This window comes from Vibrio sp. Vb0598 (assembly GCF_033338935.1).
Lineage (GTDB): Bacteria > Pseudomonadota > Gammaproteobacteria > Enterobacterales > Vibrionaceae > Vibrio > Vibrio alginolyticus.
The window spans coordinates 1-23,648 of the sequence record NZ_JAWOTP010000004.1 but is presented as its reverse complement, the minus strand read 5'-3'; the positions used below and the strand labels follow the sequence as shown (position 1 = coordinate 23,648).

Genomic DNA, 23,648 nt, shown 5'->3' with positions numbered 1-23,648 from the left:
ATCGCCGTATAGAAAGCGTTAGAATTAAAAGGATATTTCGTGGAAGAAAAGATAGCTAGGATTTGCTGGAATGATAATGATTGGAAAAAGCCATCTGGAACACGCGGTAAAAGTCAAACTGAAGGGCTGTTTGAGTTTGACAATGGATTTGGGTTTGAAGAATGGTTGTTTGACTTCGAAACCTTAGTGGATGGCTATAAGTATGCTTTTCTTCAACCGGTAAATACAACGAATCACGCACATGCAGGGTGTAGATACGCTATTCATCTATATGTTTATGATAAGTTCAAAGCAAAAAATATATCTATTGCAAAAATCGCTAGCGTAGAGTGCCTGACTGAAAAAGAGGCTAAAGCGGCTTACGATAAACTGCATCAAAGCTCTGTGATAGAGTCGATGGTTAAAGATGTCGAGGTTGTCGGAGGCAATACAAGTCCGTTGACGACGCTACCACCAATAAATTGTTTTAACATTCGTTTTAAGCCGCAAGACGTTAAGTTTATATCTATAGATGACTTTCATTCTTTCCACGAACTAACTCGCTATAATCTTTACGAGAATAAGCACAGTTCAAAGCAGCTATTTGTTGGTTTTGATTCAGAAGATCAGTTACTAGATGATGTTACTGAAATTATGAATTCTGACGTTTCAGAAACTGAACGAGAAACTCTGATGAAAGCTCGAGTTGGACAAGGGAAATATCGAAAAAATGTAATTCGCGTTTGGGGAAATGAAGCTTGTGCTGTAACTCTTAACTCTGTTCGAGAGGTCCTAATCGCTTCCCATATAAAGGCATGGAAAGACTGTTCTGATTCTACCGAAAGACTCGATGGTGCTAATGGCATATTGTTGGAAGCTACGTTAGACAAGCTATTTGACTCACATTTAATGTCTCTGTTTTATAAGAAAAAAAATGAGTTTGAAATCAGGTTTTCCCACTCAATTCTGCGTAAGCTTCCCAAGTATTATAAGGATTTAGCTGGTTTTACCGTAAACATTGATTGTATGTCTCATGACGAAGCCGCTAGGTTTTCTAGTTATATGAAACATCATAATGCGTTATTTCAAAGCAAGTGTGAAAAATAATTCTAACAATCTGTTTAAGAGGGATTCGCAACGCGTGGCATTTTCATTATGCTTTGGTTTTAGTGTTTAAGGTGGTATGCGGCGGCTTTGGTATTGCGTTGCTCACCCCTTAACAGAGCGTTAGGCAATTTCATGTAATTGTATCAAGTAAGGATTAAGAATGAGTGATTGGGAACATCTATATGATATGCACGCTCAAGGTTATAGTGCAGAGCAAATAGCTGACGCGGCAGCTTGCGGATACAATCCATATGAAACTACCTTGGAAGAACTAGGCTTTTCTTCCGAAGAGTGGGAGCCCTTGGACAACACTCTCGATAGTGAGGCTTTTGAAGTTAACCCTGAACTTGTAGCAATTTTTATGACGTTGGTTGAAAGTGCTAAATCATTTTATTTGCATACAAATCGCTATCTACAGATCTGGGGAGAGCTAGGTGAGCTATATGCTGAAATTGAGTATGGGATCAGACGGCATAAGCCATGTACAAAAGGTTCAGATGGAAAGTTAGGCAACGATTTTATCGAAATTAAAACAATTTCTCCCGAAAAGAGGAAAGATGAAGTTAAGGTGAAACGAGCCGGAAACTTCAATAAGCTTCTTATTGTAAAGATATCCGCGGATTTTAAGTTTGAAGGGCAATTAATTGCTCGGAAGGATCTACCTAAAGGTGAAGGTAAGCATGCAAGAGCTCAATGGACAGATAATCAAAAGCGCGCTCATCGGAATTATCAGCAAACTGTAATCACTAAAGCAATGACGAGTTCGCCTTCAGCTAAAATCTATGTAGCTTTAAAGTATCCAACCGCTCTAGATCTGGATCTTCAAAACAAGCTTGGTCTATCAGAGGCTGAATTTTCTAAGGCTGTTCATGAACTTTCTAGTTCCCAAAAGATTGTACGTTCCCAAGAAGACAGGAATAAGTGGGTGCGCAATATAAATTAGCCTAACAAACTGTTTAAGAGTGATTCGCAACGCGTGGCATTTTTACTATGCGTTAGTTTTAGTGGTTAAGGTGGTATGCGGCGGCATCGGTATTGCGTTGCTCACACCTTAACAGGGCGTTAGTTGAATAGGGAAAATTCGTGAATATTTTTGAAGCATTTCTTAATGTGCTTGCGCAAGTCTGGTATCTAGTGCCTTTATTGCTCATTGTTAGCGTTTTCAAAAGTGGGTGGCTAAAAGGTGTATTCGGTGAGTTTCTCGTGAACCGCCTTTTGTCCAATTTACCAGTGTCTGATTACACACTAATAAAAGACGTAACGTTGCCGACTAATGATGGTACAACTCAAGTCGACCATATTGTGGTTTCTAGATATGGCATCTTCGTCGTTGAAACTAAGAATATGAAAGGTTGGATATTTGGTTCAGCTCGCCAGAAACAGTGGACACAAAAGATTTACCGTCATTCCTCTAAATTTCAGAACCCACTGCATCAGAATTACAAGCACATAAAAGCTCTGGAAACATTGCTAGGTTGCAGTGAAGAGCACTTGCATTCAGTTATTGTTTTCATCGGCGATAGCACCTTTAAAACCGAAATGCCTCCAAACGTTACCTATGCTCGAGGAAGTATTCGATACATTCAGCAATTTAACGAGGTAGTGTTCTCTGACAAGGATTACGCTCGGTTAACTGAGTCTATAAACCAGATAAAGTTAAAGTGCAGAGTTATTAAGGATTTAAAGCATCGTAAACATGTCAAAGAAGTTGTCGTATCCAAAGCTAGCTCAAATCAGTCCCCCGTTGCGGCTCTGAAATGGTGTTGCGTGAAACCAAGCGTGGTGAAAATATAGGTAAACAGTTTTGGGGTTGTTCAACTTTTCCCAAGTGTAGAGCGGTGAAACAATTCAACTAACAAACTGTTTAAGAGTGATTCGCAACGCGTGGCATTTTTACTGTGCGTTGCTTTTAGTGTTTAAGGTGGCATGCGGAAGCATCGGTATTGCGTTGCTCACACCTTAACAGGGCGTTAGCATTTCCTTGGTGGAATAATGGAAAATTATAAATATATAGTAGATGCTTTAAGCTCTACGGCAGCTTTTATCGCAATACTGACTGTATTAATTAGTTGGTATAAAAATGCACAGCCTGCATTGAGGATTGAGCGTGTAGTCGTCCATAAAAGACAATCACATAGTGACTACATTATTGTTGTCCGAAATCGAAAACCTTATCCAGTAACCATCAATTCAATATCATGTTATAAAAAGTTATCGTTCATGGTAGAAAAAGAGAATGGTCAACCACCTGAATACCGGGAAGCATTATCGGAATCTGATCGAGTATTCTCGAAAAATGAAGTGTTGGAGTTTGCCGCTAACGGGCATACAGACATTCGGATTAAAGGTGGTGTTATTACCGAAGGTATATCCAAACTTTTGTTTTCTGCTCAAACTTCTCATGGATATCACAGGCAAGTATGCAAAGATATTTTGACTGTGAACATGACAGGAAAAACTAAAGTAATGGGTATGGAGGTCATGTTCAATACTGAGTCGAAACTAAAAGCAAAGGTAAAGTATGCATGGCTTAGTTTACGTAGCATGTGTGCACGGAAAAGCTAACAAACTGTTTAAGAGTGATTCGCAACGCGTGGCATTTTTACTATCCGTTGGTTTAAGTGATTAAGGTGGTGTGCGGAGGCTTTGGTATTGCGTTGCTCACACCTTAACAGGGCGTTATGCTTATTTTTAGGAGTTGAATTTATGGTTGTACCATTAATTGATATATACCCTATGCAAGAAAGGGCTTACACAAATCAAGAAATTTCCTTGCATCAACGAGCTATGGAAAGCGGTTTTGAAACTAGACCTTTAAGAGAAAAATATCTAATAGACACACCGGATAAGCATGTTGAAGTTGCATACAAGAGCTTTGGTACTACTATTTTAACTCATCTGATTCAAAAAAAATTGAGCTGTAATTCTTCATATGCTTTAGCGTGTCAAGGCATGCCCTACTTAAAAGATGTTCCTGCTTTGAGTAAGTATAGAAAAACCCCTAGTAAGTCTGACTGGATCGAAGTGGAGCGGGAAATTGGGACGTTTGGTAAGCCATTGTCCTCTGGGCAAGTATTATTTCATGGTGGGGTTTATCCCCGAGATGAGAATGGTGTTCCTTGTTCTGAGTTTAGTGCCAATAGACCACTGTCTACGACGTTATGTGCTCAAGTTGCTGCCATTCATGCTGGTTATCATCAACCGAATGAAATCTGGATTATTACTGTATCCGCTAACTCAAAAACTAACGCATTTGTATACCGTAATAGTAGTAGACAAACGCACGGTCATGAGACTGAATTTTTATTAAGTTCTAATGCATTTTTTACGTTGATCGCAATAGAAAAGTTTTTAAATCATACGGTCTATAAGGTTCGATTAGCCTGAGGACTTATAAGCATAACAAACTGTTTAAGAGTGATTCGCAACGCGTGGCATTTTCACTATGCGTCGCGTTTGGTGTTTAAGGCGGTATGCGGCGGCTTTGGTATTGCGTTGCTCACACCTTAACAGGGCGTTAGGTGCTTGGAGAAAATCATGAACTCAAAGGAAGTCGTCCTAGCTTTTTGGGATGCGATGAAAACAAACGACTTTGCTAAAGCAAGCGAGTGGCTTAGCCCTGACTTTGAGGGTTTCTGGCCGCAGTCTGGTGAACTCATTATTGGCCGAGACAACTTTACGGCTATCAATTCCTATTACCCAGCGAATGGTATTTGGGAGTTTACAATTCACTCTGTAGTTTGCGACGGTGAAACAGTTGTCACTGATGTATCAATTACAGATAGCGTCCAAAAAGCACGAGCCATAACTTTTCATACCGTTGAAAAAGGCTTAATAAGTAAGCAAAAAGAGTTCTGGCCAGACCCAATGGAAGCACAGGCATGGCGGGCAAAATGGGTCAGATTAGTGCAAGATTAAACTACGCACCTAACAAACAATTTAAGAGTGATTCGGCACGCGTGGCATTTTTAGTATGCACTGGCTTTAATGGTTAAGGTGTTATGCGGCAACATCGGTATTGCGTGCCTCACACCTTAATTGGGCGTTAGGCGACGGGCAGGAAAGTTCTTTGTTCTCATTTTCTTAGGTCTCTTTGAGCATTCGTTGTTTCTAAGTCGGCAATTCAAGATTGTCTGTTCAAATTCTTGAATCTTTCTGGCCGTAAAACATGTCAAGGTTTGCGAGTTGCCTCATTGGTTTTCATAGCCGGTTGGTTGTGAGTTTCACTGGCTCAAAGTGTGGAAAGGGCAAGTTAATTGAGGCTTTTGTTCTCGCTTTAAGTTTGTAGCTTTACGTTTCGTTTCCTCAAAAGCAACTTGATCGCTGAAAGTCTGCATTTCGTGGTTGTTGAAACCTTGGCTGAAACATAGTGGCTTTTATGGTTCTTGAATCACAAAAAGTCAGTAGGTGTTTGGTTGCTTATTTGGTTTCGGGTAATCTGCTTGCAAACATCCTTGAACACTGGTGTGAAACTTCGCCTAACAAGGCGTTTAAGACGGATTCACAACGCTTGGCGATTTCAGTTCAAGTTAGCTTAAGTGTTTAAGGTGCAATGGTTTAGGTTGGGTGGCTGGCGTTGTTCACCACTTAACGCGGCGTTATGTGCTTATGAGGAAAATTGACATGGAAGTGGTAGAGGCCAACCCTGATTTGGCGCCAATATTAGCGAGTTATGCGAAAGAATGCCTAGAATCGGGTATTCCAAAATATTCGGGTGTGGAGCAAGATCCTACAGCTTATTTGTCAGGTTTGGTCGAACGCTCAAAGGCAATCTCCGAGTTACCAAAGGGATATTTACCTAGCACAACTTACTACTGTGTATCGAACTCCGAAATTTTAGGTGCAATCCGAGTTCGCAAAGGTACTAACGCCAACGTAGAAAATGTCATTGGTCATATTGGCTACGAAACTAGACCGACAGCTCGTGGTAAGGGTGTAGCCTCATTTCTGCTTGCTTGGGTGCGAGACCATGTTGTCACTGATTCAGTTATTGTTACTTGCTCAATTGACAATCCCGCGTCTCAAAAGGTCATAGAAAACTGTGGTGGTGAATACCTCGGTAACTACACAGATGACAGAGAGGGTACGGTAAGGCGCTACCGTTTAGCACGCACATAACAAAGCATTCAAGAGTGATTCGCAACGCTTGGCAGTTTCGCTTCGCTCAAGTATAGCCAAGCGCCGCTCACACCTTAATGCGGCGTTAGGCATATAAGCGGCAATTAACTGAATGGGAGTTCCTTCTCCCAATCTTTTAGAGTTTAACCTTTAGAGCTTTTTGGGTCGTTTCCGTAACTATGTTTATCTCGGATTTTGTTGTTGTCACCTCTATGTATAGATACTTCAGATTGCGCTTTTTTCGCTAGCTCACGAGTTTTCTCAAATACTTCTTTTTGAGTTTTGCCTGTAATGCTTGCTCGACTTGCATCCTGACGCTTGCCACGCCAAGTTCCATCTGAACCTTGATAAACGTTGTAGTCATTCTTTGCCATAAAATTTACCTCAAATGAATAAGTTATAGGATCACCAGTGTGTGCAACCACACAAATGATACATGGGTATTTGTACAGGTTAATTTAAGTGGTATATTCAAGAATATGCCTAACAAATTGTTCAAGAGGGATTCGCAACGCGTGGCATTTTTACTATGCGTTGGGTTTAGTGTTTAAGGTGGTATGCAGCGGTTTAGGTATTGCGTTGCTCACCCCTTAACAAGGCGTTATGTTTACCGAGGAAATATGCTAGTACACGTTGAAGTAGAGCTTAAATCAAGCCTAGGAGCTGATTGGATTTTATCCAAATTACAAGAGTTTACGGACACAGACACTTCATGGACGTTTGATTCAGCTAAAAGTGAAAGGTTAGTGGATGGCACGCCAGAAGGCAAAGCGGTTGTCCTAACTAAAGTTCATGAGCTTATTCAGGTTGCGTTGTGCATATCTGGAAGTTCTTCTAAGTGTCTAAAAGTCAGCAACATTGTGCCTCAAAGTGATGAGCTTTCGGTTGAAACGTATAACCAGCTCGCTACGAGCTTCGCCAACGAGTTTAAGGCATTTGCGAAAGGGGAAAATATCCGGGTTCTTATTTCTAATTCTAACCCTAGCATCAAAGATATAATTTCTGCGAATGTGCCAAGAAAAGCGTTTGAAGCCTACTTAAGTCATTATCCTTTGAGCTTTCATCCTTTTGATGTGGCTAGGTTAGATAGTTTTATATGTGCATTCGCACGATACTCAAGGAAGCCAATGGATAGTGTTTTACTGGGTGCGTACCTTCAGGAACAATATGGCTGGACATCAGAGCAAGCAAATTGGTTGGTTAACCGGATAGATATCGGGTTGGAAGTCATCAAGGCTTATAGGAATTACTACTAGTCAGTAAACATAACAAAGCGTTTAAGACGGATTCACAACGCTTGGCACTTTCAGTTTTAATCGGTTTTAGTGTTTACGGCACAATAGTTTAGGTTTGGTGGTCGCGTTGTTCACCACTTAACGCGGCGTTAGAACTATCTTGGGATTATGAGTAAAGAAATAGAAAAAGTATCTTCACCTAAACAGGTGTTCGAGCACGTGAAGCTTGACTATACGAATATCAGTGTAGGGGCTCATGACAATATTAATTTTGGCTTTAAATTTCAGGTGATGCCTTTTGATTATCTAAGTTATGCTCAAAAAGACATGTCCGAAATAAGTCCTAAAGGTTTAATTAATGCGTTATCCAATGCGAAGCGAAGTATCGATTGTCTAATTGAAGTCGTTTTGAGAAGTTTATCTATAGATCCAAATAATATAGAGAAGAGTGCTTTGGATTTCTGTGCTCACGTACTATCCGAAAAAGAACAAGACATCAAACCTATGAGTCTTAGGTTGTTCTGTGCTTTAGGCTTTGCACCAAGCTTCATGATTTCTGAGGTTAGAAACCTCCGAAATAAAGTTGAGCACGAATTCCATATTCCGGAAGAGTTGGAGGTAGTTAGAGCTCTTGAGGTATCTGAACTACTAATAAACAACGTTAAAGCTAAAGAAATTTTTTCATCAACTATTGATATAAGCGATGTTAAACGGCACGAAAAGGCTGGTGAGGGCTATATTACTGGAGTGTACTTTGAACAAGACTACAAAACTGGTGGTTTCAAATTATCGGGAACCGGAAAATGTGGACTAGAAGTAGAGTATGAGTTCAATGCTAACGAAACAGAGTACTTCTACTTACTTCGAGCAATGTTTGTTGCTGATCATGATAGAGAAAAACTGGTCACTACGATCTATAAGCTATTGGACGTGTTGGACATTGCAACACCTAGCGAATTTAGAAAGGTACGAAGCGTCCATCGGTGATAAATAGTTCTAACAAGCAATTTAAGAGGGATTCACAACGCTTGGCACTTTTGCTTCTACTTCAGTTTTAGTGTTTATGGCACAATGCCTTAGGTTTAGGTGGAGGCGTTGTTCACCCCTTAATTGGGCGTTATGTGCTTTTGAGGAAAATTGACATGGAAGTAGTAGAAGCGAGTCCAGATTTAGCTCCAATATTAGCGAGTTACGCGAAAGAATGTTTGGAGTCTGGTATCCCTAAGTATTTCGGCGTTGATCAAGATCCTGAAGCTTATTTATCAAGTTTGGCTGAACGTTCTAAGGCAACTTCTGAATTACCAAACGGTTATTTACCCAGCACAACTTATTATTGCGTATCTGGCTCTGAAATCTTAGGTGCTATTCGAATTCGTAAAGGTACTAATGCCAACGTAGAAAATGTCATTGGGCATGTTGGCTACGAAACTAGACCGTCAGCTCGTGGTAAAGGTGTAGCCTCATTTCTCCTCGCTTGGGTGCGAGACCATGTTGTCACTGACTCAGTTATTGTTACTTGTTCAATTGACAATCCTGCATCCCAAAAGGTTATCGAAAACTGCGGCGGTGAGTATCTTGGTAACTACACAAGTGAAAACGAGGGCACTGTAAGGCGCTACCGTTTAGCACGCACATAACAAAGCGTTCAAGAGGGATTCTCAACGCTTGGCAGTTTTGGTTCAAAGTTTAGCTTTTGTGATTATGGCACAATGGTTTAGGTAAGGTGGTGGCGTTGTTCACCCCTTAACGCGGCGTTATGTGCTAGGAAGGTCAAATGAATATCGAAGAAACGGAAATTTCAGATTTAGGCTTAGTCGTTGACCTTGTCACAAGAGTATCGAGCGCAAACATCCTGCCGCATTTTAATGAACAAGGCCAGGTTACTTTTGCTTCAAAAATTCTTCCCGATGTTGAAACAGCTTTCGACAAAACACGCTTTCTGAGTTTAAAAGCAACGAAAGACAATGAACTTGTTGGTTTTGGTGCGATACGCGACAAAGAGTATATTACTCATTTGTTTGTCGACGTACACTATCAAGGAAGTGGCTTGGGTAAATTGCTAATGAAACACATGTTGGCATTATCAACTGGACGCGAAGTGCGTTTAAGAGCCTCGGTTAACGCAGTAAACTTTTATAAATCTCAGGGCTTTGTTGCCACAGGCTCAGAGTTAGAAGTTAGTGGTATAAGGTTTGTGCCAATGGTTTGGGTTCGCACATAACAAAGCGTTCAAGAGGGATTTGGCACGCGTGGCATTTTTAGTATGCGTTGGGTTCGGTGTATACGGTGCTATGCAGAGGCTTATGTATTGCGTGCCGGCACCCCTTAACGCAGCGTTATATACCTAGGGAGAATAAAGGTGAAAAATAAAATAAAGTTAGTTTACTCATTGTTATTGCTAGTAGCTCTTACAGGCTGTGCATCTACGTTGAAACCGCAAGATCTTAAGGAAGTTGAAACCGTCGGGGTAGTTAACGAGTTTCCTGAATATCCTAACTTTGTAACGACTGGTACAACGATATTTAACAACGATTATGATGCAGTTAAAGATAGTTCTTTCTCTGATTTACTTGTTAAAACGGTCAAAGACTATGTCGAGGCAAAAGGGATGGCGGTTAAGCTTATCTCGGAGTCAGAAATCGGTGATGTTGATATGGCTATAAAGCTTGTACCTAGAGATATTTATGGTGTATCGAATACTTTCGGCTACGGTGTCCATCAACAATCAATCTTTGGTAAACGAATGGGTGCGATAACATATGTATCGTTAAATGTTGTTCCATATATTGATGGCGACAGTAAATGCAGTACGTGTTACTTAAAAGGGGTTAAGGTTCTCGACATCGAAGAGCTTCCCGCGCAGTTCTCACTTTTATCTCAAGATGAACAAGCGCATGTAAAAGATAGTCTTGATGACAATATCCAAGAAACACTGACTAAAATTTTAATCGATAGCGGTATATAACAAACTGTTTAAGAGTGATTCGCAACGCGTGGCATTTTTACTATGCGTTGCGTTTAGTGTTTAAGGTGTTATGCGGTGGCTTTGGTATTGCGCTGCTCACACCTTAACAGGGCGTTATACGATTAAGGAGAAAAATGAAGCCTGATTTACACGGAAGTAGGGTTGTTTTAAGGTCAATTCAAATGGATGATTCTGATGACTTGTTTGAAATTTATGGAGATATTCAAACAATGGAATTTGCCTCAGAGCCGTTTTTTCCATCGAAAGATACGATATTTCAGATGCTAGAAAGCGTCGTCCAATTAGAAAAGTCGGGTGAATCGTTGGAATGGGCAGTCTTAGAACAATCAACCAACAAAGTTATCGGAACTTGCGGTTTACATAGTTTTAGTGATTGCGGTCATTCGTGCGAGGTTGGATGCTTACTTAATTCATCATATTGGCGACAAGGTTATATGTTTGAAGCTCTCAGTTTATTATTTTCTCATGCAAAATCTGTGGGCATTGAAAAATTGTATGCAGACATTGATGAAGGTAACTTTCGGTCTAAAGCTCTGTTTGAAAAATTAGGTTTCAAAGCTCAAAATGGTCAGTTTGAGCGCTCGTTGTGAGAAATCGTATAACAAAGCGTTTAAGGCAGATTCGCAACGCGTGGCATTTTGGGTTTTATTCAGCTTTAGTGTTTACGGCGCAATAATTTAGGTTCAGTGGTAGTGTTGCTCACTACTTAACGCGGCGTTATACCCTTCCCGTGAAAATGGGCCAAGTCAGTTGAACAAATACCTTCTTAGTGTAGGGTAGCTTAGTTAACAATGGACTATTCTGCTTAGCTCAAAGGAAATTACCATGTCTCAAATAGCTCAGACCCCTCAGCCACCATATTATGCTGTTATCTTCACTTCGGTCCGAACTGAAGGTGACAACGGATACGGAGAAATGGCAGCTAAAATGCTTCGTTTAGCGGAGCTTGAGGAAGGTTTTCTAGGCGTTGAGTCAGCACGAGAAGAAGTGGGGATAACCGTCTCATATTGGACAGACTTGGCTTCCATTAGAAAGTGGAAACAAAATACGGAACACTTAGAAGCTCAAAAAATCGGGCGGAATTCATGGTACGAGTCATTCAAAGTACGTATCTCGCTAGTTGAACGCGATTATGGTATCTAGGCACTAAAAAACACGGGTATAACAAGGCGTTCAAGAGGGACAGTCAACGCGTGGCGACTTTGGCTTAAGTCTTGGTATTTGTGTTTATGGTGGTAAATTGAAGTTTGGTGGTAGCGCGTTGCTGCCCCTTAACGCGGCGTTAGTTGCCAACGAGGGAAAATGTACTTAAAGCAGAATGTTTAGGGCTAATGTCCATGTATTTTTGGCTGGGCTTTCGAATTTCAATTTCTAGTTATTTGGGTTGTGAACATCGATCGTTGGTTTCTTTTGTGGTTGGATTTTCTATTTCAGAAACCGATTTATTTGTTGAAAGTTAGCTGTGTAACATTGTCTGTCCAAAGGTTCTTTTGGGTGTTGTTAGCCCGTTTTCTAAGGCGTTGTATGTTCCAAGTGGTTTCAGCGACAGGCGCTTTGAAACTGCGCTTGATTTGAGTTTCTTAAAGCACGTAAATTTCGTGTTGGAAAAGCGGTAATTGACTTCAAATGAAAGTGTTAGGTTTGGCAACTAACAAAGCATTCAAGAGGGACAGTCAACGCGTGGCGAGTTTGGTTTAAATCTTGGCATCTGCGTTTACGGTGGTAAATTGGAGTTTGGTGGTAGCGCGTTGCTGCCCCTTAATGCGGCGTTAGCTCTCAGGGAGAATATATGAAGCTTGAAAAAACAGATGTGGCGGCGATTCTTGGAAAGGGGCTAGCTGGTGCTATACCAATAGTCGGCCCTCTAGCCGCTGAGGTTATAGGTGCAGTGATTCCTAATCAACGAATGGAACGAATCGAATCACTCTTAGAAAGTTTGGAAGCAAAAGTTAAGGAAGCCGAAATACATAATATTGAGGCAAAATTTTCTCAGCCTGAGTTTGTTGATCTGCTTGAGGATGGATTCATTCAAGCGTCGAAAGCTTTAAGTGTAGAACGTCGAGAGTACATCTCATCACTTCTAAAGAACAGTCTCACCGAAGAACAAGTAAAGTATCAAGAATACAAAAAACTGTTAGTTCTACTTAATGACTTGAACGACATTGAAATATTGCTTTTAAAATCCTACACGCTTTATCAAGGTGACGACGAATATGATGAGTTCTGGGGAGTACACGAAGACATACTAACACCTCCTATGGTCTATATCGGGGCTTCAGACGAAGACCTTGATAAAGAAGCAATTTTTTCCACTTACAAAACAAGGTTGGTTACTCTTGGTTTACTTCGTGTTACTTATCGAAAACCTAAAAAAGGTGATATCCCAGAATTTGACGAAAAAACTGGTATGGTAAAAGCAAGTGGAAACAGTATTACTCATTTGGGTCGTTTGCTTCTGCGAAGTATAGATTTAGCAACGGCGGACTAAAGAGCTAACAAACAATTTAAGAGTGATTCAGCACGCTTGGCATTTTTGGCTTGGGTCTAGTTTAGTGTTTACGGTGTTCTAGTTGAGTGTCGTGGTCGCGTGCTTCACACCTTAATTGGGCGTTATGTGTTCCGTACGGAGAGAGGAAATAATGACAAAGAGAACACTGGTTTTGCTCTATCCGGGGGCTATTTCCTATGAAGTAATGTACGCGATAGAGTGTTTAGGAGCGTATGGGAGAATTGATATCGCCACCCCAGAGAACCACAATCATACCGATTCCTCAGGTCTAAGCATTTGCCCCACTGTTAACTTTGAGGACATATGTATTACGGACTATCAAGCTCTTTTGATCCCTGGAGGAAATCCCGATTCAATAATGGGAAGCGACCAAATTGCTACTTTCATCCAGAAAGCTCATGAATCATCACTAGTTATTGGTGGCATATGTGCGGGAGTATTAGTCTTAGCAAGAGCTGGCATCCTAAAGGGGGTCAAAATCACCCATAATTATACGGAAAAATACGCCCCAGAATCTTCGGTACAGCTCACTCGACCATATTGGGAGGGGGCTATCTATGAAGAGTCTTTAGTTCAGGTCGACAAGCGTATAGTGACAGCGATGCCCAATGGGTACGTTGATTTTGGGCTAGCGGTGGCTGAAGCCCTAGAGTTGCTAGATCGTAAGCAAAAACAGTTTATTCTGAGCTATCACAAGCAAGGTGCTCATTAAACACATAACAAATTGTTCAAGAGTGATTCGGCACGCGTGGCATTTTTACTATGCGTTAGCTTTAGTGGTTAAGGTGGTATGCGGAGGCTTAGGTATTGCGTGCCTCACACCTTAACAAGGCGTTAGTTTGCAAGAGGAAAAACGCAGCTATATCGCAAGACCTAGTGGTAAAAGCTCAAAGTTTAAGTTGTCGTATTGGCTTTCAATTTCAGTGTTAACCAGCGTGGTGAAAATTCAAAATTGGCATCGTTTCAACGGTTGATTTGTTTCTTGGTGCGGCGACTTTTGGTTTACCTGAGTCGAACTTTTTTGCTGAAACTCTGCTCGTTGAGTTTGTCGGTACAAAAGCCGTACTACTCGATGAAATAGCGTTTTCTCTGGTGTGGTAAGTTCATGTGGTTTCAGTGGCTTTGTTGAAAGTCCGCATTGTGAGATTGGTTTTCCAAAAGCGCTTTTTGGTGTTGTTAGTTCGTTTTTTGCGGCGTTGTTTGTTCCACGTGGTTTCATTGAGTAGCCGCTTTGAGACTACGCCTGACTTAAGTGCATCAAAACACATAAAGTTTGTTGTTTGCAAAGTTTAAAATAACGTAAAATCAACGCCTTGGGTTTGCAAACTAACAAACTGCTCAAGAGGGATTCGCAACGCGTGGCATTTTCACTATGCGTTTAATTTAGTGATTAAGGTGGTTTGCGGCGGCTTTGGTATTGCGTTGCTCACCCCTTAGCAGGGCGTTATGCCACTTTTACTTTACTTCTCATGGATGAGGATAGAATTAGATGCAATATGGGATTCAGCATCACATAGAAGTTACGGCAAAAGCTGCCGGAGCTGTGATTTTTAATCAGCACAACGAAGTGTTATTGGTTCAAGAGCTAACCGGCTCAAAGAAAGGTCTATGGCATATACCGTCAGGTAGTGTTGAATCTACAGAGTTTCCTCAAGAGGCAGCAGTCAGAGAAATTGCAGAAGAAACGGGTTTAGAAGTTGCTTTAGAGAATTACTTAAATACCTATGCAGGACGTTTTGATGATGGTGAATTAGTATTACGTCATGTCTGGGTTACAGAAGTTAAAGACCAAGTCATATTGCCGAAATTCAATGATGAAATAGGTCGAGCAAAGTTCTTCTCGTTAGCTGAAGTGCGGGGTTTGTATGCTCAATCGAAATTGCGAATGCACCATACATTTTTAATGATCAATGATGCTTATGCACAGCGGGAAAAATTGGCATAACAAACTGTTCAAGAGGGATTCGCAACGCGTGGTATTTTCATCATGCGTTGGTTTTAGTGTTTAAGGCGGTCTGCGGCGACTTCGGTATTGCGTTGCTCACCCCTTAACAGGGCGTTAGACGAATGGAGTTCAAGTGACAAAAGAAACGAAATTATACATCGAGAGTTACCTTTCAAAGAAAGATGCGGGAATAGTCGAGTACACAATAGACTTTCGGTCAATTGATGAAGCTCAAGCTTTATTTTTACTAATCAACCCAGATATTGAATATTCGCCATTTAAGTTTTATAAAATAATCGCGCCTTATCATGGAAAGAATAGGATGTTTTCGGGGTCTTGGTACTCTCTACCAAATAGATACTTTGAAAATGCGAGCTACGAAGCGATTAGCGATGACTCTGAGGGAAGTGCGGTATATTCGGGGGTTATTCGAGTTAAAAACTTTATCGATGATTTTCCACAGTTTTTGACACATGTTGATGGGAATGATTATCCATCTGTTCAGAGTGTTGACATTGACTTCAATGACCAACTAGAAGAGCTAAGAGTGGTTAACTGTGGTCAAGGAAATTGGAATGAAATACACACAAAATCAGAGACGTTAGTTTATGACTTAGGGGCATCTTCAAACTTCAATCAGTTTCAAGTTCAGTCTTTGGTTGATCGAAGGTTCGCTTCCTTTTCTAACAGAAAAATTGACATTGTGATTAGCCATTGGGATATGGACCATTTTCAAGCTTTGAAATACTTAAGTGTAAGTCAGTTATCAAAGGTAAATGCTGTGTATGGGCCAGATAATTTGCCTCCTTCGAATGTTTACAGTGACGCAATGGATAACTTATCCAAAAATAATGTTAATTGTTATTTTGTTGCTCCGACGACTGTGCGGGTGGGAAATCGGATTGATTTAAACTTATTATCATCAAGTCAGACAGTAGATGTATTTCGCGCTGTGAAAGGTAGTTCTAGGAACCAAACTGGTATAGTACTAGCGGTTAAAGGTCAGAATAAAACGGCACTCTTAACAGGGGATCATCACTATCCCAAGATACTTAATGCTATTCACAATCGTTATTTGGGAAAAAGTGCAATCCTCGTTGCTCCTCATCATGGGGGGGTAGCAGGTAACCTTTCTGTGTCGTGCTGGAAGAAAGAATTTGCAAGCGTAACCTGCTGCATATCAGTGGGGGAAAACTCATATGGGCACCCAAGCCAAAACCTGAGTAAGTTGAATAAGTTACAAAACTCTCCCTCAGATCAAACGGATATCAAAGGTGATATCAATTACACGCTGTAATTCGTCTAACAAACTGTTCAAGAGGGATTCGCAACGCGTGGCATTTTTACTATGCGTTGAATTTAGTGATTAAGGTGGTATGCGGCGGCTTTTGTATTGCGTTGCTCACCCCTTAACATGGCGTTAGCTGCTTGGAGAATATTTATGGTTCGTGTAGCCCAAATCAAAGATTTAGATGTGTTGGTTAGCCTTTTCATTGCTGAGAACGAGCACAACTCAGACTTAGCCCCAGATGTTGTTCGCAAAACTGAAAATGTACTAAATGAGACTGAGCTTCAAGACATTCTATCTGATGAAAATCAGTTGCTTATTGTTAGCGAGCACGATGGAAAGGTAGTCGGAGCTTTATTGGGGAATCTCACTGACGTTAAAGAGCGTCGTTGGACGCAATCACGAACGTATGGATATATTGAAGAGTTAATCGTTTCTAGAGAAGCTCGAAAGCTGGGTGTAGCGACAGGGCTAGTTTCTTACTTTTCTAAGTGGGCTAGTGCTCTTGGCGCTAGTTCAGTTGACCTGCATGTTTGGTCAAATAACACAGGAGCTATCGGTTTTTATACTAGCGCCGGATTCGAATCAAAACAGAACCTGCTCTCCAAAAAGCTACGCAGCTAACAAAGCGTTTAAGACGGATTCCCAACGCTTGGCATTTTCGGTTTGCTTTGAATTTAGTGTTTACAGCACAATGGTTTAGGTAGGGTGGTAGCGTTGCTCACCACTTAACGCGGCGTTAGGCATCAAGGAGGATTAATGAATCGTCGAGAGAACAAGTTTCTCATAGCATCTTCAGCGTGTTGCTTTTTGGCAGCATTAGCTCACTTGGGATGTATTGTGTTTGGAGCTGACTGGTATCGAATGTTCGGGGCTGGAGAAGCGATGGCACAAATGGCGGAGCAAGGGCTTTGGTACCCTACATTGGTAACGCTTACAATTACAGCTGTTTTGTGTATCTGGGGTACTTTTGCGTTGGCGGGGGCGGGCGTAATAACGAAACTTCCATTTACGCGTTCTATTTTAGTAGTGATAACAAGTGTTTTTCTCCTGAGAGCATTTTCATTCCCAGCACTAATGCCAAGCTTTGCAGGTAATTCCTTAACTTTTTGGCTGGTAAGTTCAGGTATTTGTTTGTTAATAGGTATTTTGTTTGCAGTCGGTACAAAGCAAGAGTGGTCGAGGCTAACTCAGGCAAATGCCTAACAAACTGCTCAAGAGGGATTCGCAACGCGTGGCATTTTCACTATGCGTTGAATTTAGTGATTTAGGTGGTTTTCGGCGGCTTTTGTATTGCGTTGCTCACCCCTTAGCAGGGCGTTAGCAATATGGAGAAACAATTGGAATCTAATTATATGTTGCAGGTGAGTGATGAAATTGGGCTTGTAAAAGACAATCCGCGCTTACTAATCATAGTATCCCACTCATTTGTAGAAATGATCGTCAAAACATTATGTGATTACTATATTCCTGACGTAAAACTGGTAAATCATAATCAAAGGCTTGAAAAGCTGAGAAAAGAAAAAGTCCTAGATGAATTCCAGTTTAAACTCTACAACTGGTTTCGCGATCTACGAAATCAAGCTGCTCACACTCCGGTTTTTCGTTTGGAGGCATCAAATTTTGAAGAGCTTAGTGGGGTGGTGAATAAAGATTTGCTTGAAGTACAGTCATTCCACTTATTCTCAATCAAATTGATTACTGAGTTGTGGAATAAGCACCTAGATATACTTGTTCCTGTTTACTGGGAGTAATATTGCTAACAAGGCGTTCAAGGTGGATTCACAACGCTTGGCGATTTCAGTTCTAGTCGGGTTAAGTGTTTAAGGTACAATGGTTTAGGTTTGGTGGTTTGCGTTGTTCACCACTTAACGCGGCGTTAGCTATCAATCGGAAATTGTGAGTGTCTATGAAGAATGAATATTATTGGTGGGATTTGGAAGATTCTCGCTTCAAAGGGGTCTTATATGATTCGATAAATTGTTATTTTCTCCATGACTTGCCTTACCAAAATTGGCGAGAGTTTTCTGATGCTGACCCACACATGGCTTACGCACATTTAACTTATGTTCGGTTTAATATGCTTGAGCAGCAGTTCATCGATTTACGGGTAATCCCTCAAATGCTTGGAGTTGAGACTGTTCCAGTGAAATCTAGTGTTCAAGATATAAACAGATACGACTGGCTTAAATCTATCATAGACTTGACGCTATTTCGTTTTTCCAGTCTGCGAGATATAGCTTTCCACTTTGTGAATGAAGTCTTGGAGCTTGGTCTTTCCGACTTTCAGTTGAATATAAAGCAGCTGAAAAAGGCGCTTAAAACTCAGCATCCAGAAATTCTTGAAGACTTAATAATCTTAGATAAAACTGGTGAAGAACTGAGAGCCGATCGTAATGACCGAGCTCATAAAGGTTTTAGTGAGCTTTATACAGGTGACGACCAGATGTTCAAAAACATGTCATGGATGGAGGGCAAAGTCATCGACAATACTGGTTATGATTTAGTCGGTATTTATGAAAGTTCCCGTGACAAAATTTGTGAACTAGTTGTGCAAGAGGTACAGGTTGCACTAAAAGCTACAATCGACTTAGTTGATAATTGCTATGCCCATTATCGTGATACACACCTTAGATTATCACGTGGCTCTGCAATGGGAGTGTCGCAACATTTTCCTCTGCACTGCGAAAAAGATAGCTAACAAAGCATTTAAGAGTGATTCCCAACGCATGGCATTTTTCATTCCATCGTTGGGTTTAGTGTTTACGGTGGTCTGGTTAAGTTTTGTGGTAGCGTTGCTCACACCTTAATGCGGCGTTATGCTGCTCATAGAATCATAGAATCATAGAATCATAGAATCATAGAATCATAGAATCATAGAATCATAGAATCATAGAATCATAGAATGATAGGAGTACCAGTGGGCTTTTTTTCAAAATCTGAAAGTGTGGGAACCCTAAAATGGGAACGTATTGACAACGAAGGTGGGCCTCGTGATGCTTGGAGGGCAAAAGTTCATGGTGGTTGGTTGTTTATCACTTGCTGGGGAGCGAATTATGACGGCAGCGGTGCCACGTTCATTCCAGATCCAAACCATCAATGGAGCCTCAATCCAAACGAGCACCAATCTAAGCAAAGAACTCAACAGCAGTCCTCAAATGACTTTGTTCAGCATCATTGTGTTAAGTGCAATGCTCCGACTTTTAATCAGATAAATGGTCAATATAAGTGCGGTTGGTGTGAGTAACTCTTAAACGGCTGGCAATCAGCATAACAAACTGTTTAAGAGTGATTCGCAACGCATGGCACTTTAACTATGTGTTGCGTTTAGTGTTTAAGGTGGTTTACGGCAACAACGGTATTGCGTTGCTCACCCCTTAACAGGGCGTTAGTTGCCAACGAGGAAAACGCAGCTAAAGCAGAATGTTTAGGGCTTATGTCCATGTGTTTTTGGCTAGGTTTTTCGCATTTCAATTTCTAGTTATTTGGGTTTGTGAAAGTCGTGCTTTGGTTTCTTGTGCGGTTTGGGTTTTCTGTTTCAGAAGAAGATTAGTTTGTTGAAAGTCTGCTCTGTTGCATTGTCGTTCCAAAAGGTTTATTGGGTGTTCAAAGCCCGTTTTCTACGGCGTTGTAAATTCCAAGTGGTTTCAGTGACAGGCGCTTTGAAACTGCGCCTGAACTGAGTTTTTCAAAGCACATAAAACTAGTGTTGGCAAAACGGCAATCGACTTCAAATCTAAGCTTTAGATTTGGCAACTAACAAAGCATTCAAGAGGGATTCACAACGCTTGGCAGTTTTGGTTTGAATTGGCTTTAGTGTTTACGGCACAATGCCTTAGGCCGGGTGGTTTGCGTTGTTCACCCCTTAATGCGGCGTTATGGCGCAGGGACAGAATCGGCTGAAGGAGCAATATGAGCAAGAAAGTAAAAGTAGCCTTAAATTGGCTCAAAGATCTTTTGGAATCGGAGAATATCGAGTATCAAATAGTCGGTGGCTTGGCGGCTACAATTCATGGTGGCAATCGTGAAGTTGCAGACATCGATCTCTATATCGAAAATTCTGATGCAAACAAAATATTAGCTCTAGCTTCGCAGTACGTGTCTAAACCACTAACTCATTATTCGGAATATGGCTGGGACTTAGAGTATTTTCAGCTAATTTACCGAGACCAAAAAATTGAAATAGGCTTGGCTCAGCATACCAAGATCCAATCTTCAGTGGATGGTTCGTGGCATCAGCTTGAAATCGACTTCTCAAAGTCAGTAACCAAGACCTACCAAGGCATTGAATTACAGGTTATTCCTATTCACACGTTAGTAGCATATAAGCGAATATTGTGCAGGGAAGTTGACCTAATTGACGTTCAGCAATTAACTTCAAGTTCAGCGCCATAACAAAGCATTTAAGAGTGATTCTCAACGCTTGGTACTTTTGGTTCTACTTCCAATTTTGTGTTTATGGCACAATGCTTTAAGTTAGGTGTTCGCGTTGTTCACACCTTAATGCGGCGTTATATGCCATGAGGACAAATTAAATGTTCGAAAGCGTGTTTTTGAACGAGATTTTAAAGTCAGAACTGACTAATAGAAATGTCATTTTAGAGAAAGCGGAATGGCCGCCTAAGTGTCGCAGGCTTATCATATTGAAGTACCGATTCTCTCAGCAATATAGTCTTGCGACTTTCCGTGAGGTGAATGACCCACATTATTGGTTCTCTGAGTACGTCGATGGGGATGAATGTTTAGCTTGTAAGTTTGAAGCCCTGAATTAACAGGCCTGTTGATAACATCATCCATTGAAACCTGTGATTAGGCATATAACAAATTGTTTAAGAGTGATTCGGCACGCGTAGCACTTTTACCATGCGTTGGTTTAGTGGTTAAGGTGGTATGCGGAAGCTTCGGTATTGCGTGCCTCACACCTTAACAAGGCGTTATACCACAAGGAGTAAAACGTGATTGTAGTAGCAAGGTTTTCTTTTCCTCATGAAGCTCATATTGCGAAAGCGAGCCTAGATAGTGCTGGAATAGAAAGTTACATCGCTGACGAGCACACGGTGAATACTCAGTGGCTTTATTCAAACGCCATGGGCGGTGTTCGTCTGATGGTGGCCGAGAGTGATGCAGAGGAAGCGAAACAAATACTTAGTAGTGACTTCTCAGAATCATTGGAAAATGAAGTTGCCGTTGATGAAGCAAAAGATGTTTGCCCAAACTGTGGTAGTACAGAGCTATTTGCATTTACAAAAGGTAAGCGTCCAGCTTTCTTAGTATTTATTTTACTGGGTTTTCCACTGTTCTTTTACAAGCATGGCTACAAGTGTAAGCAGTGTGGGGAGTTCAGTGAAAAGCTTTGAGTAGTGGTATAACAAAGCGTTCAAGAGGGATTCTCAACGCTTGGAAGTTTTGGTTCAATGTTTGGCTTTTGTGTTTAAGGCACAATGGCTTAGGTTGGGTGGTTTGCGTTGTTCACCCCTTAACGCGGCGTTAGAACAATTGTCAGGCATATGAGATGAGGTACTTATGATTAAAGGAAGAGCTTTAGACAAGCTTAGTTATGATAATGATGGTGAAGAAGCTCTGACTTCAATTATTGAATACTTCGGAATAGATTACTTAGAGTCAAACTCTAACCATACATTACCAAAATTATGGAATCGACCGGATCGCTTGGCAACGGTAGAACTTTATACTTTAGGTAAGTGTTTACAGCGATTTAGTGAAGAAAACCAAAAGTGGCTGAAATCTACAATACGGAAAATAAAAAAAGAGAACCCTAGAAACACACTTGGTTTTTTTACTGAAATATTTTTCTTTGGTGTTTTTAGTCTATTTGAGTCAAAAATTCAACCGGCCCCTGGTAAGAATCCAGGGTATGATTTTTCCATAGATCTTGTTAATGGGAACAGCCAAGTTGTTTCCATTAAAAATATCGATGCTTCAGATTCCTATGCTTTTTTTAAGTCACAAAGTGACTTAGTGAGAAGTACATTTGTTAAAGCGCTAGCCCGTAAAGGGTATGGGCTAAGCTTACAGATAATATCAGATAAAACCTTAACCAAATCAGATTTTGATAAAATCATTAAATTTCTTAGCAAAGGTCGTTTTCAATTAAATCAGGCTTATCAACTAGATAAATCTATCTTACTTAACTTTGCATCTCTTCCATCAACGGAATATGCCTATTCAAGGCAAAAAGTGTCCCATACTATTCAAATTATGAGTATGCCAGCGAAAAGTGAAAAATTGAGATATGTAAAGAAAATAAGGCAAGCTGTAAATAATTTAAATAAAAACGTAGAAACTAAAAATGATCAAGTGAAAGTTGTATTTATGCGTATGCATGAAGGGGCTAACTATAAGCATATGGAGCAACCAATAAAGGAACTAATAGATTCAGAAGAAATAGATTGTGTAATTTGTTATCAACCAACATACGTTCGCAATGAACACAATCAATCGCATCTAAATCATTGTATAAAAATTGAAGCTAATGCTAAGTATGCGCTTAATTTAGGAGGAGCCGATTGGTTCCAACTAAAAATACCAATTGGCTCATACTCAACTGAACAAGCACCTCTAAAACTGGTGGATTCAATAACTTATAAACAAACTTCAATGCCAGATGATAGCTATGTTTATCAAAGAGGTGACTTGTTTACCGTGGCTGGAGCAGATAAAGAGGGGATCATTTCTCATAATGAAATTGGTTTATTAGCACCTGGTATTGTAAGACATGCAGTGATATTGATGAATGGGAGCGAATTCTATATTGATCCTAAAATTAGCCCTAAACATGAAGAATTATCCATCATTTAATTGTTCTAACAAAGCATTTAAGAGTGATTCCCAACGCTTGGCATTTTTCATTCCATCGTTGGGTTTCGTGTTTACGGTGGTATGGTTAAGTTTCGTGGTAGCGTTGCTCACACCTTAATGCGGCGTTATGCCTATAAGAGGGAATATGGATAGTAAATGGGAGTGCTTTGGGTGCTGGCATAGCAATGAACACTCATCATTAAAGTGTGAACAGTGCGGGTCTTTAGGCAAAGAGCTTGCAAACAAGCAGATGGCAAACCACCTGTTAGGGAATGACAAAGTGAAATCGAAGTTTGAATACTGCTGTGATAAATGTGGTTCAGAGTCATATGAGGTTGGTGAGTTAAGAGCCAGTGGTGGATTTTGGAGTACATTTTTCAATTACAACAAACACCGTTTTTATTTCTTATCATGCAGTAGCTGCGGTCACACTGAGTTTTACAAACGAGGTCTAGGTACTGGACAAAAAATACTAGATTTTCTAGGTGGTTAGCATAGGCATAACAAACTGTTTAAGAGTGATTCGCAACGCGTGGCATTTTTACTATGCGTTGGTTTTAGTGTTTAAGGTGGTATGCGGCAGCTTCGGTATTGCGTTGCTCACACCTTAACAGGGCGTTATGCGCTCGCAGAAATGGAGATAATCAATCATGGAAGATTTA

Annotated in this window: 28 protein-coding genes and 1 pseudogene; 28 read left to right on the top strand and 1 reads right to left on the bottom strand. The window is 40.7% G+C overall.

The window, feature by feature from the left end:
- The first annotated feature begins 39 nt into the window (after positions 1-39).
- From R7Q38_RS05745 to R7Q38_RS05715, 7 genes and pseudogenes are all read left to right on the top strand, one after another.
- Positions 40-1,086 carry an HNH endonuclease gene (locus R7Q38_RS05745; protein WP_256950038.1) on the top strand — a complete coding sequence of 349 codons (1,047 nt, stop codon included), beginning with the start codon at positions 40-42 and terminating at the stop codon, positions 1,084-1,086.
- A 160-nt stretch (positions 1,087-1,246) separates the two neighbouring features.
- Entirely contained in the window at positions 1,247-2,029 is a 783-nt protein-coding gene (locus R7Q38_RS05740; RefSeq protein ID WP_025590512.1) for a hypothetical protein, read from the top strand.
- Positions 2,030-2,169: 140 nt separating this feature from the next.
- Positions 2,170-2,942, top strand: a pseudogene (locus R7Q38_RS05735) (NERD domain-containing protein).
- A gap of 136 nt (positions 2,943-3,078) precedes the next feature.
- Entirely contained in the window at positions 3,079-3,651 is a 573-nt protein-coding gene (locus tag R7Q38_RS05730; protein ID WP_172563625.1) for a hypothetical protein, read from the top strand.
- 141 nt (positions 3,652-3,792) lie between these two features.
- A complete protein-coding gene (locus tag R7Q38_RS05725; protein ID WP_213969126.1) occupies positions 3,793-4,473 on the top strand; it encodes a hypothetical protein in 681 nt (226 codons plus the stop codon).
- 150 nt (positions 4,474-4,623) lie between these two features.
- Positions 4,624-5,004 carry a nuclear transport factor 2 family protein gene (locus R7Q38_RS05720; RefSeq protein WP_318114156.1) on the top strand — a complete coding sequence of 127 codons (381 nt, stop codon included), beginning with the start codon at positions 4,624-4,626 and terminating at the stop codon, positions 5,002-5,004.
- 705 nt (positions 5,005-5,709) lie between these two features.
- The gene (locus R7Q38_RS05715; RefSeq protein WP_213969129.1) at positions 5,710-6,204 is read left to right on the top strand and encodes a GNAT family N-acetyltransferase; all 495 of its coding nucleotides are present in this window, start codon (positions 5,710-5,712) and stop codon (positions 6,202-6,204) included.
- Positions 6,205-6,347: 143 nt separating this feature from the next.
- Here the strand turns inward: R7Q38_RS05715 and R7Q38_RS05710 are convergent, their stop codons facing one another.
- Complete coding sequence (locus tag R7Q38_RS05710; RefSeq protein ID WP_015296894.1) at positions 6,348-6,578, bottom strand: DUF2188 domain-containing protein; 231 nt, start codon at positions 6,576-6,578, stop codon at positions 6,348-6,350.
- Positions 6,579-6,824: 246 nt separating this feature from the next.
- On the opposite strand from R7Q38_RS05710, the gene R7Q38_RS05700 reads away from it, so the two are divergent.
- The 21 genes from R7Q38_RS05700 (at position 6,825) to R7Q38_RS05600 (ending at position 23,479) form a co-directional block, all read left to right on the top strand.
- On the top strand, positions 6,825-7,460 hold the full coding sequence (locus tag R7Q38_RS05700) for a hypothetical protein (RefSeq protein WP_318114155.1): 636 nt from the start codon (positions 6,825-6,827) through the stop codon (positions 7,458-7,460).
- A 147-nt stretch (positions 7,461-7,607) separates the two neighbouring features.
- Positions 7,608-8,426 carry a hypothetical protein gene (locus R7Q38_RS05695; protein ID WP_118893645.1) on the top strand — a complete coding sequence of 273 codons (819 nt, stop codon included), beginning with the start codon at positions 7,608-7,610 and terminating at the stop codon, positions 8,424-8,426.
- 155 nt (positions 8,427-8,581) lie between these two features.
- A complete protein-coding gene (locus R7Q38_RS05690; RefSeq protein WP_140283229.1) occupies positions 8,582-9,076 on the top strand; it encodes a GNAT family N-acetyltransferase in 495 nt (164 codons plus the stop codon).
- Positions 9,077-9,213: 137 nt separating this feature from the next.
- The gene (locus tag R7Q38_RS05685; protein ID WP_029817077.1) at positions 9,214-9,660 is read left to right on the top strand and encodes a GNAT family N-acetyltransferase; all 447 of its coding nucleotides are present in this window, start codon (positions 9,214-9,216) and stop codon (positions 9,658-9,660) included.
- A gap of 138 nt (positions 9,661-9,798) precedes the next feature.
- Positions 9,799-10,404: a hypothetical protein gene (locus R7Q38_RS05680; protein WP_038880385.1), complete on the top strand. Its 606-nt coding sequence runs from the start codon at positions 9,799-9,801 to the stop codon at positions 10,402-10,404.
- Positions 10,405-10,538: 134 nt separating this feature from the next.
- A complete protein-coding gene (locus R7Q38_RS05675) occupies positions 10,539-11,015 on the top strand; it encodes a GNAT family N-acetyltransferase (protein ID WP_239939021.1) in 477 nt (158 codons plus the stop codon).
- A gap of 235 nt (positions 11,016-11,250) precedes the next feature.
- Positions 11,251-11,568: an antibiotic biosynthesis monooxygenase gene (locus R7Q38_RS05670; RefSeq protein ID WP_318114154.1), complete on the top strand. Its 318-nt coding sequence runs from the start codon at positions 11,251-11,253 to the stop codon at positions 11,566-11,568.
- A gap of 646 nt (positions 11,569-12,214) precedes the next feature.
- A complete protein-coding gene (locus R7Q38_RS05665; protein ID WP_069490550.1) occupies positions 12,215-12,913 on the top strand; it encodes a hypothetical protein in 699 nt (232 codons plus the stop codon).
- Positions 12,914-13,064: 151 nt separating this feature from the next.
- A complete protein-coding gene (locus tag R7Q38_RS05660; protein WP_318114153.1) occupies positions 13,065-13,646 on the top strand; it encodes a DJ-1/PfpI family protein in 582 nt (193 codons plus the stop codon).
- A 777-nt stretch (positions 13,647-14,423) separates the two neighbouring features.
- Positions 14,424-14,879, top strand: coding sequence for an NUDIX domain-containing protein (locus tag R7Q38_RS05655; RefSeq protein ID WP_230238838.1), 456 nt, complete (start codon positions 14,424-14,426; stop codon positions 14,877-14,879).
- A 133-nt stretch (positions 14,880-15,012) separates the two neighbouring features.
- Positions 15,013-16,176: a hypothetical protein gene (locus R7Q38_RS05650; RefSeq protein WP_318114152.1), complete on the top strand. Its 1,164-nt coding sequence runs from the start codon at positions 15,013-15,015 to the stop codon at positions 16,174-16,176.
- 144 nt (positions 16,177-16,320) lie between these two features.
- Positions 16,321-16,791, top strand: a complete 471-nt coding sequence (locus R7Q38_RS05645; protein ID WP_318114151.1) for a GNAT family N-acetyltransferase — start codon at positions 16,321-16,323, stop codon at positions 16,789-16,791.
- Between the two features lie 186 nt (positions 16,792-16,977).
- Positions 16,978-17,373, top strand: coding sequence for a hypothetical protein (locus tag R7Q38_RS05640; RefSeq protein ID WP_318114150.1), 396 nt, complete (start codon positions 16,978-16,980; stop codon positions 17,371-17,373).
- A 122-nt stretch (positions 17,374-17,495) separates the two neighbouring features.
- Positions 17,496-17,921 (top strand): hypothetical protein, encoded by a 426-nt coding sequence (locus R7Q38_RS05635; protein WP_239939221.1) that lies wholly within the window; start codon positions 17,496-17,498, stop codon positions 17,919-17,921.
- A gap of 155 nt (positions 17,922-18,076) precedes the next feature.
- Positions 18,077-18,868, top strand: a complete 792-nt coding sequence (locus R7Q38_RS05630; protein WP_239939222.1) for a Cthe_2314 family HEPN domain-containing protein — start codon at positions 18,077-18,079, stop codon at positions 18,866-18,868.
- A gap of 219 nt (positions 18,869-19,087) precedes the next feature.
- Entirely contained in the window at positions 19,088-19,414 is a 327-nt protein-coding gene (locus R7Q38_RS05625) for a hypothetical protein (protein ID WP_191116286.1), read from the top strand.
- Between the two features lie 665 nt (positions 19,415-20,079).
- Positions 20,080-20,562 (top strand): nucleotidyltransferase domain-containing protein, encoded by a 483-nt coding sequence (locus tag R7Q38_RS05620; RefSeq protein WP_025627933.1) that lies wholly within the window; start codon positions 20,080-20,082, stop codon positions 20,560-20,562.
- Between the two features lie 140 nt (positions 20,563-20,702).
- Positions 20,703-20,939 (top strand): hypothetical protein, encoded by a 237-nt coding sequence (locus tag R7Q38_RS05615; protein WP_239939224.1) that lies wholly within the window; start codon positions 20,703-20,705, stop codon positions 20,937-20,939.
- A gap of 183 nt (positions 20,940-21,122) precedes the next feature.
- Positions 21,123-21,524 carry a DUF2007 domain-containing protein gene (locus R7Q38_RS05610; protein WP_025527235.1) on the top strand — a complete coding sequence of 134 codons (402 nt, stop codon included), beginning with the start codon at positions 21,123-21,125 and terminating at the stop codon, positions 21,522-21,524.
- 166 nt (positions 21,525-21,690) lie between these two features.
- Entirely contained in the window at positions 21,691-22,986 is a 1,296-nt protein-coding gene (locus R7Q38_RS05605; protein ID WP_053320425.1) for a hypothetical protein, read from the top strand.
- A gap of 127 nt (positions 22,987-23,113) precedes the next feature.
- Positions 23,114-23,479, top strand: coding sequence for a zinc ribbon domain-containing protein (locus R7Q38_RS05600; RefSeq protein ID WP_318114149.1), 366 nt, complete (start codon positions 23,114-23,116; stop codon positions 23,477-23,479).
- Positions 23,480-23,648: the final 169 nt, after the last annotated feature.

Excerpts from the sequence above, each read along its gene's own strand:
- R7Q38_RS05740 (WP_025590512.1), top strand. The coding sequence starts at position 1,247 with ATGAGTGATTGGGAACATCTATATGATATGCACGCTCAAGGTTATAGT.
- R7Q38_RS05730 (WP_172563625.1), top strand. The coding sequence starts at position 3,079 with ATGGAAAATTATAAATATATAGTAGATGCTTTAAGCTCTACGGCAGCT.
- R7Q38_RS05725 (WP_213969126.1), top strand. The coding sequence starts at position 3,793 with ATGGTTGTACCATTAATTGATATATACCCTATGCAAGAAAGGGCTTAC.
- R7Q38_RS05720 (WP_318114156.1), top strand. The coding sequence starts at position 4,624 with ATGAACTCAAAGGAAGTCGTCCTAGCTTTTTGGGATGCGATGAAAACA.
- R7Q38_RS05715 (WP_213969129.1), top strand. The coding sequence starts at position 5,710 with ATGGAAGTGGTAGAGGCCAACCCTGATTTGGCGCCAATATTAGCGAGT.
- R7Q38_RS05710 (WP_015296894.1), bottom strand. The coding sequence starts at position 6,578 with ATGGCAAAGAATGACTACAACGTTTATCAAGGTTCAGATGGAACTTGG.
- R7Q38_RS05700 (WP_318114155.1), top strand. The coding sequence starts at position 6,825 with ATGCTAGTACACGTTGAAGTAGAGCTTAAATCAAGCCTAGGAGCTGAT.
- R7Q38_RS05695 (WP_118893645.1), top strand. The coding sequence starts at position 7,608 with ATGAGTAAAGAAATAGAAAAAGTATCTTCACCTAAACAGGTGTTCGAG.
- R7Q38_RS05690 (WP_140283229.1), top strand. The coding sequence starts at position 8,582 with ATGGAAGTAGTAGAAGCGAGTCCAGATTTAGCTCCAATATTAGCGAGT.
- R7Q38_RS05685 (WP_029817077.1), top strand. The coding sequence starts at position 9,214 with ATGAATATCGAAGAAACGGAAATTTCAGATTTAGGCTTAGTCGTTGAC.
- R7Q38_RS05675 (WP_239939021.1), top strand. The coding sequence starts at position 10,539 with ATGAAGCCTGATTTACACGGAAGTAGGGTTGTTTTAAGGTCAATTCAA.
- R7Q38_RS05670 (WP_318114154.1), top strand. The coding sequence starts at position 11,251 with ATGTCTCAAATAGCTCAGACCCCTCAGCCACCATATTATGCTGTTATC.
- R7Q38_RS05665 (WP_069490550.1), top strand. The coding sequence starts at position 12,215 with ATGAAGCTTGAAAAAACAGATGTGGCGGCGATTCTTGGAAAGGGGCTA.
- R7Q38_RS05660 (WP_318114153.1), top strand. The coding sequence starts at position 13,065 with ATGACAAAGAGAACACTGGTTTTGCTCTATCCGGGGGCTATTTCCTAT.
- R7Q38_RS05655 (WP_230238838.1), top strand. The coding sequence starts at position 14,424 with ATGCAATATGGGATTCAGCATCACATAGAAGTTACGGCAAAAGCTGCC.
- R7Q38_RS05645 (WP_318114151.1), top strand. The coding sequence starts at position 16,321 with ATGGTTCGTGTAGCCCAAATCAAAGATTTAGATGTGTTGGTTAGCCTT.
- R7Q38_RS05635 (WP_239939221.1), top strand. The coding sequence starts at position 17,496 with ATGGAGAAACAATTGGAATCTAATTATATGTTGCAGGTGAGTGATGAA.
- R7Q38_RS05630 (WP_239939222.1), top strand. The coding sequence starts at position 18,077 with ATGAAGAATGAATATTATTGGTGGGATTTGGAAGATTCTCGCTTCAAA.
- R7Q38_RS05620 (WP_025627933.1), top strand. The coding sequence starts at position 20,080 with ATGAGCAAGAAAGTAAAAGTAGCCTTAAATTGGCTCAAAGATCTTTTG.
- R7Q38_RS05615 (WP_239939224.1), top strand. The coding sequence starts at position 20,703 with ATGTTCGAAAGCGTGTTTTTGAACGAGATTTTAAAGTCAGAACTGACT.
- R7Q38_RS05605 (WP_053320425.1), top strand. The coding sequence starts at position 21,691 with ATGATTAAAGGAAGAGCTTTAGACAAGCTTAGTTATGATAATGATGGT.
- R7Q38_RS05600 (WP_318114149.1), top strand. The coding sequence starts at position 23,114 with ATGCCTATAAGAGGGAATATGGATAGTAAATGGGAGTGCTTTGGGTGC.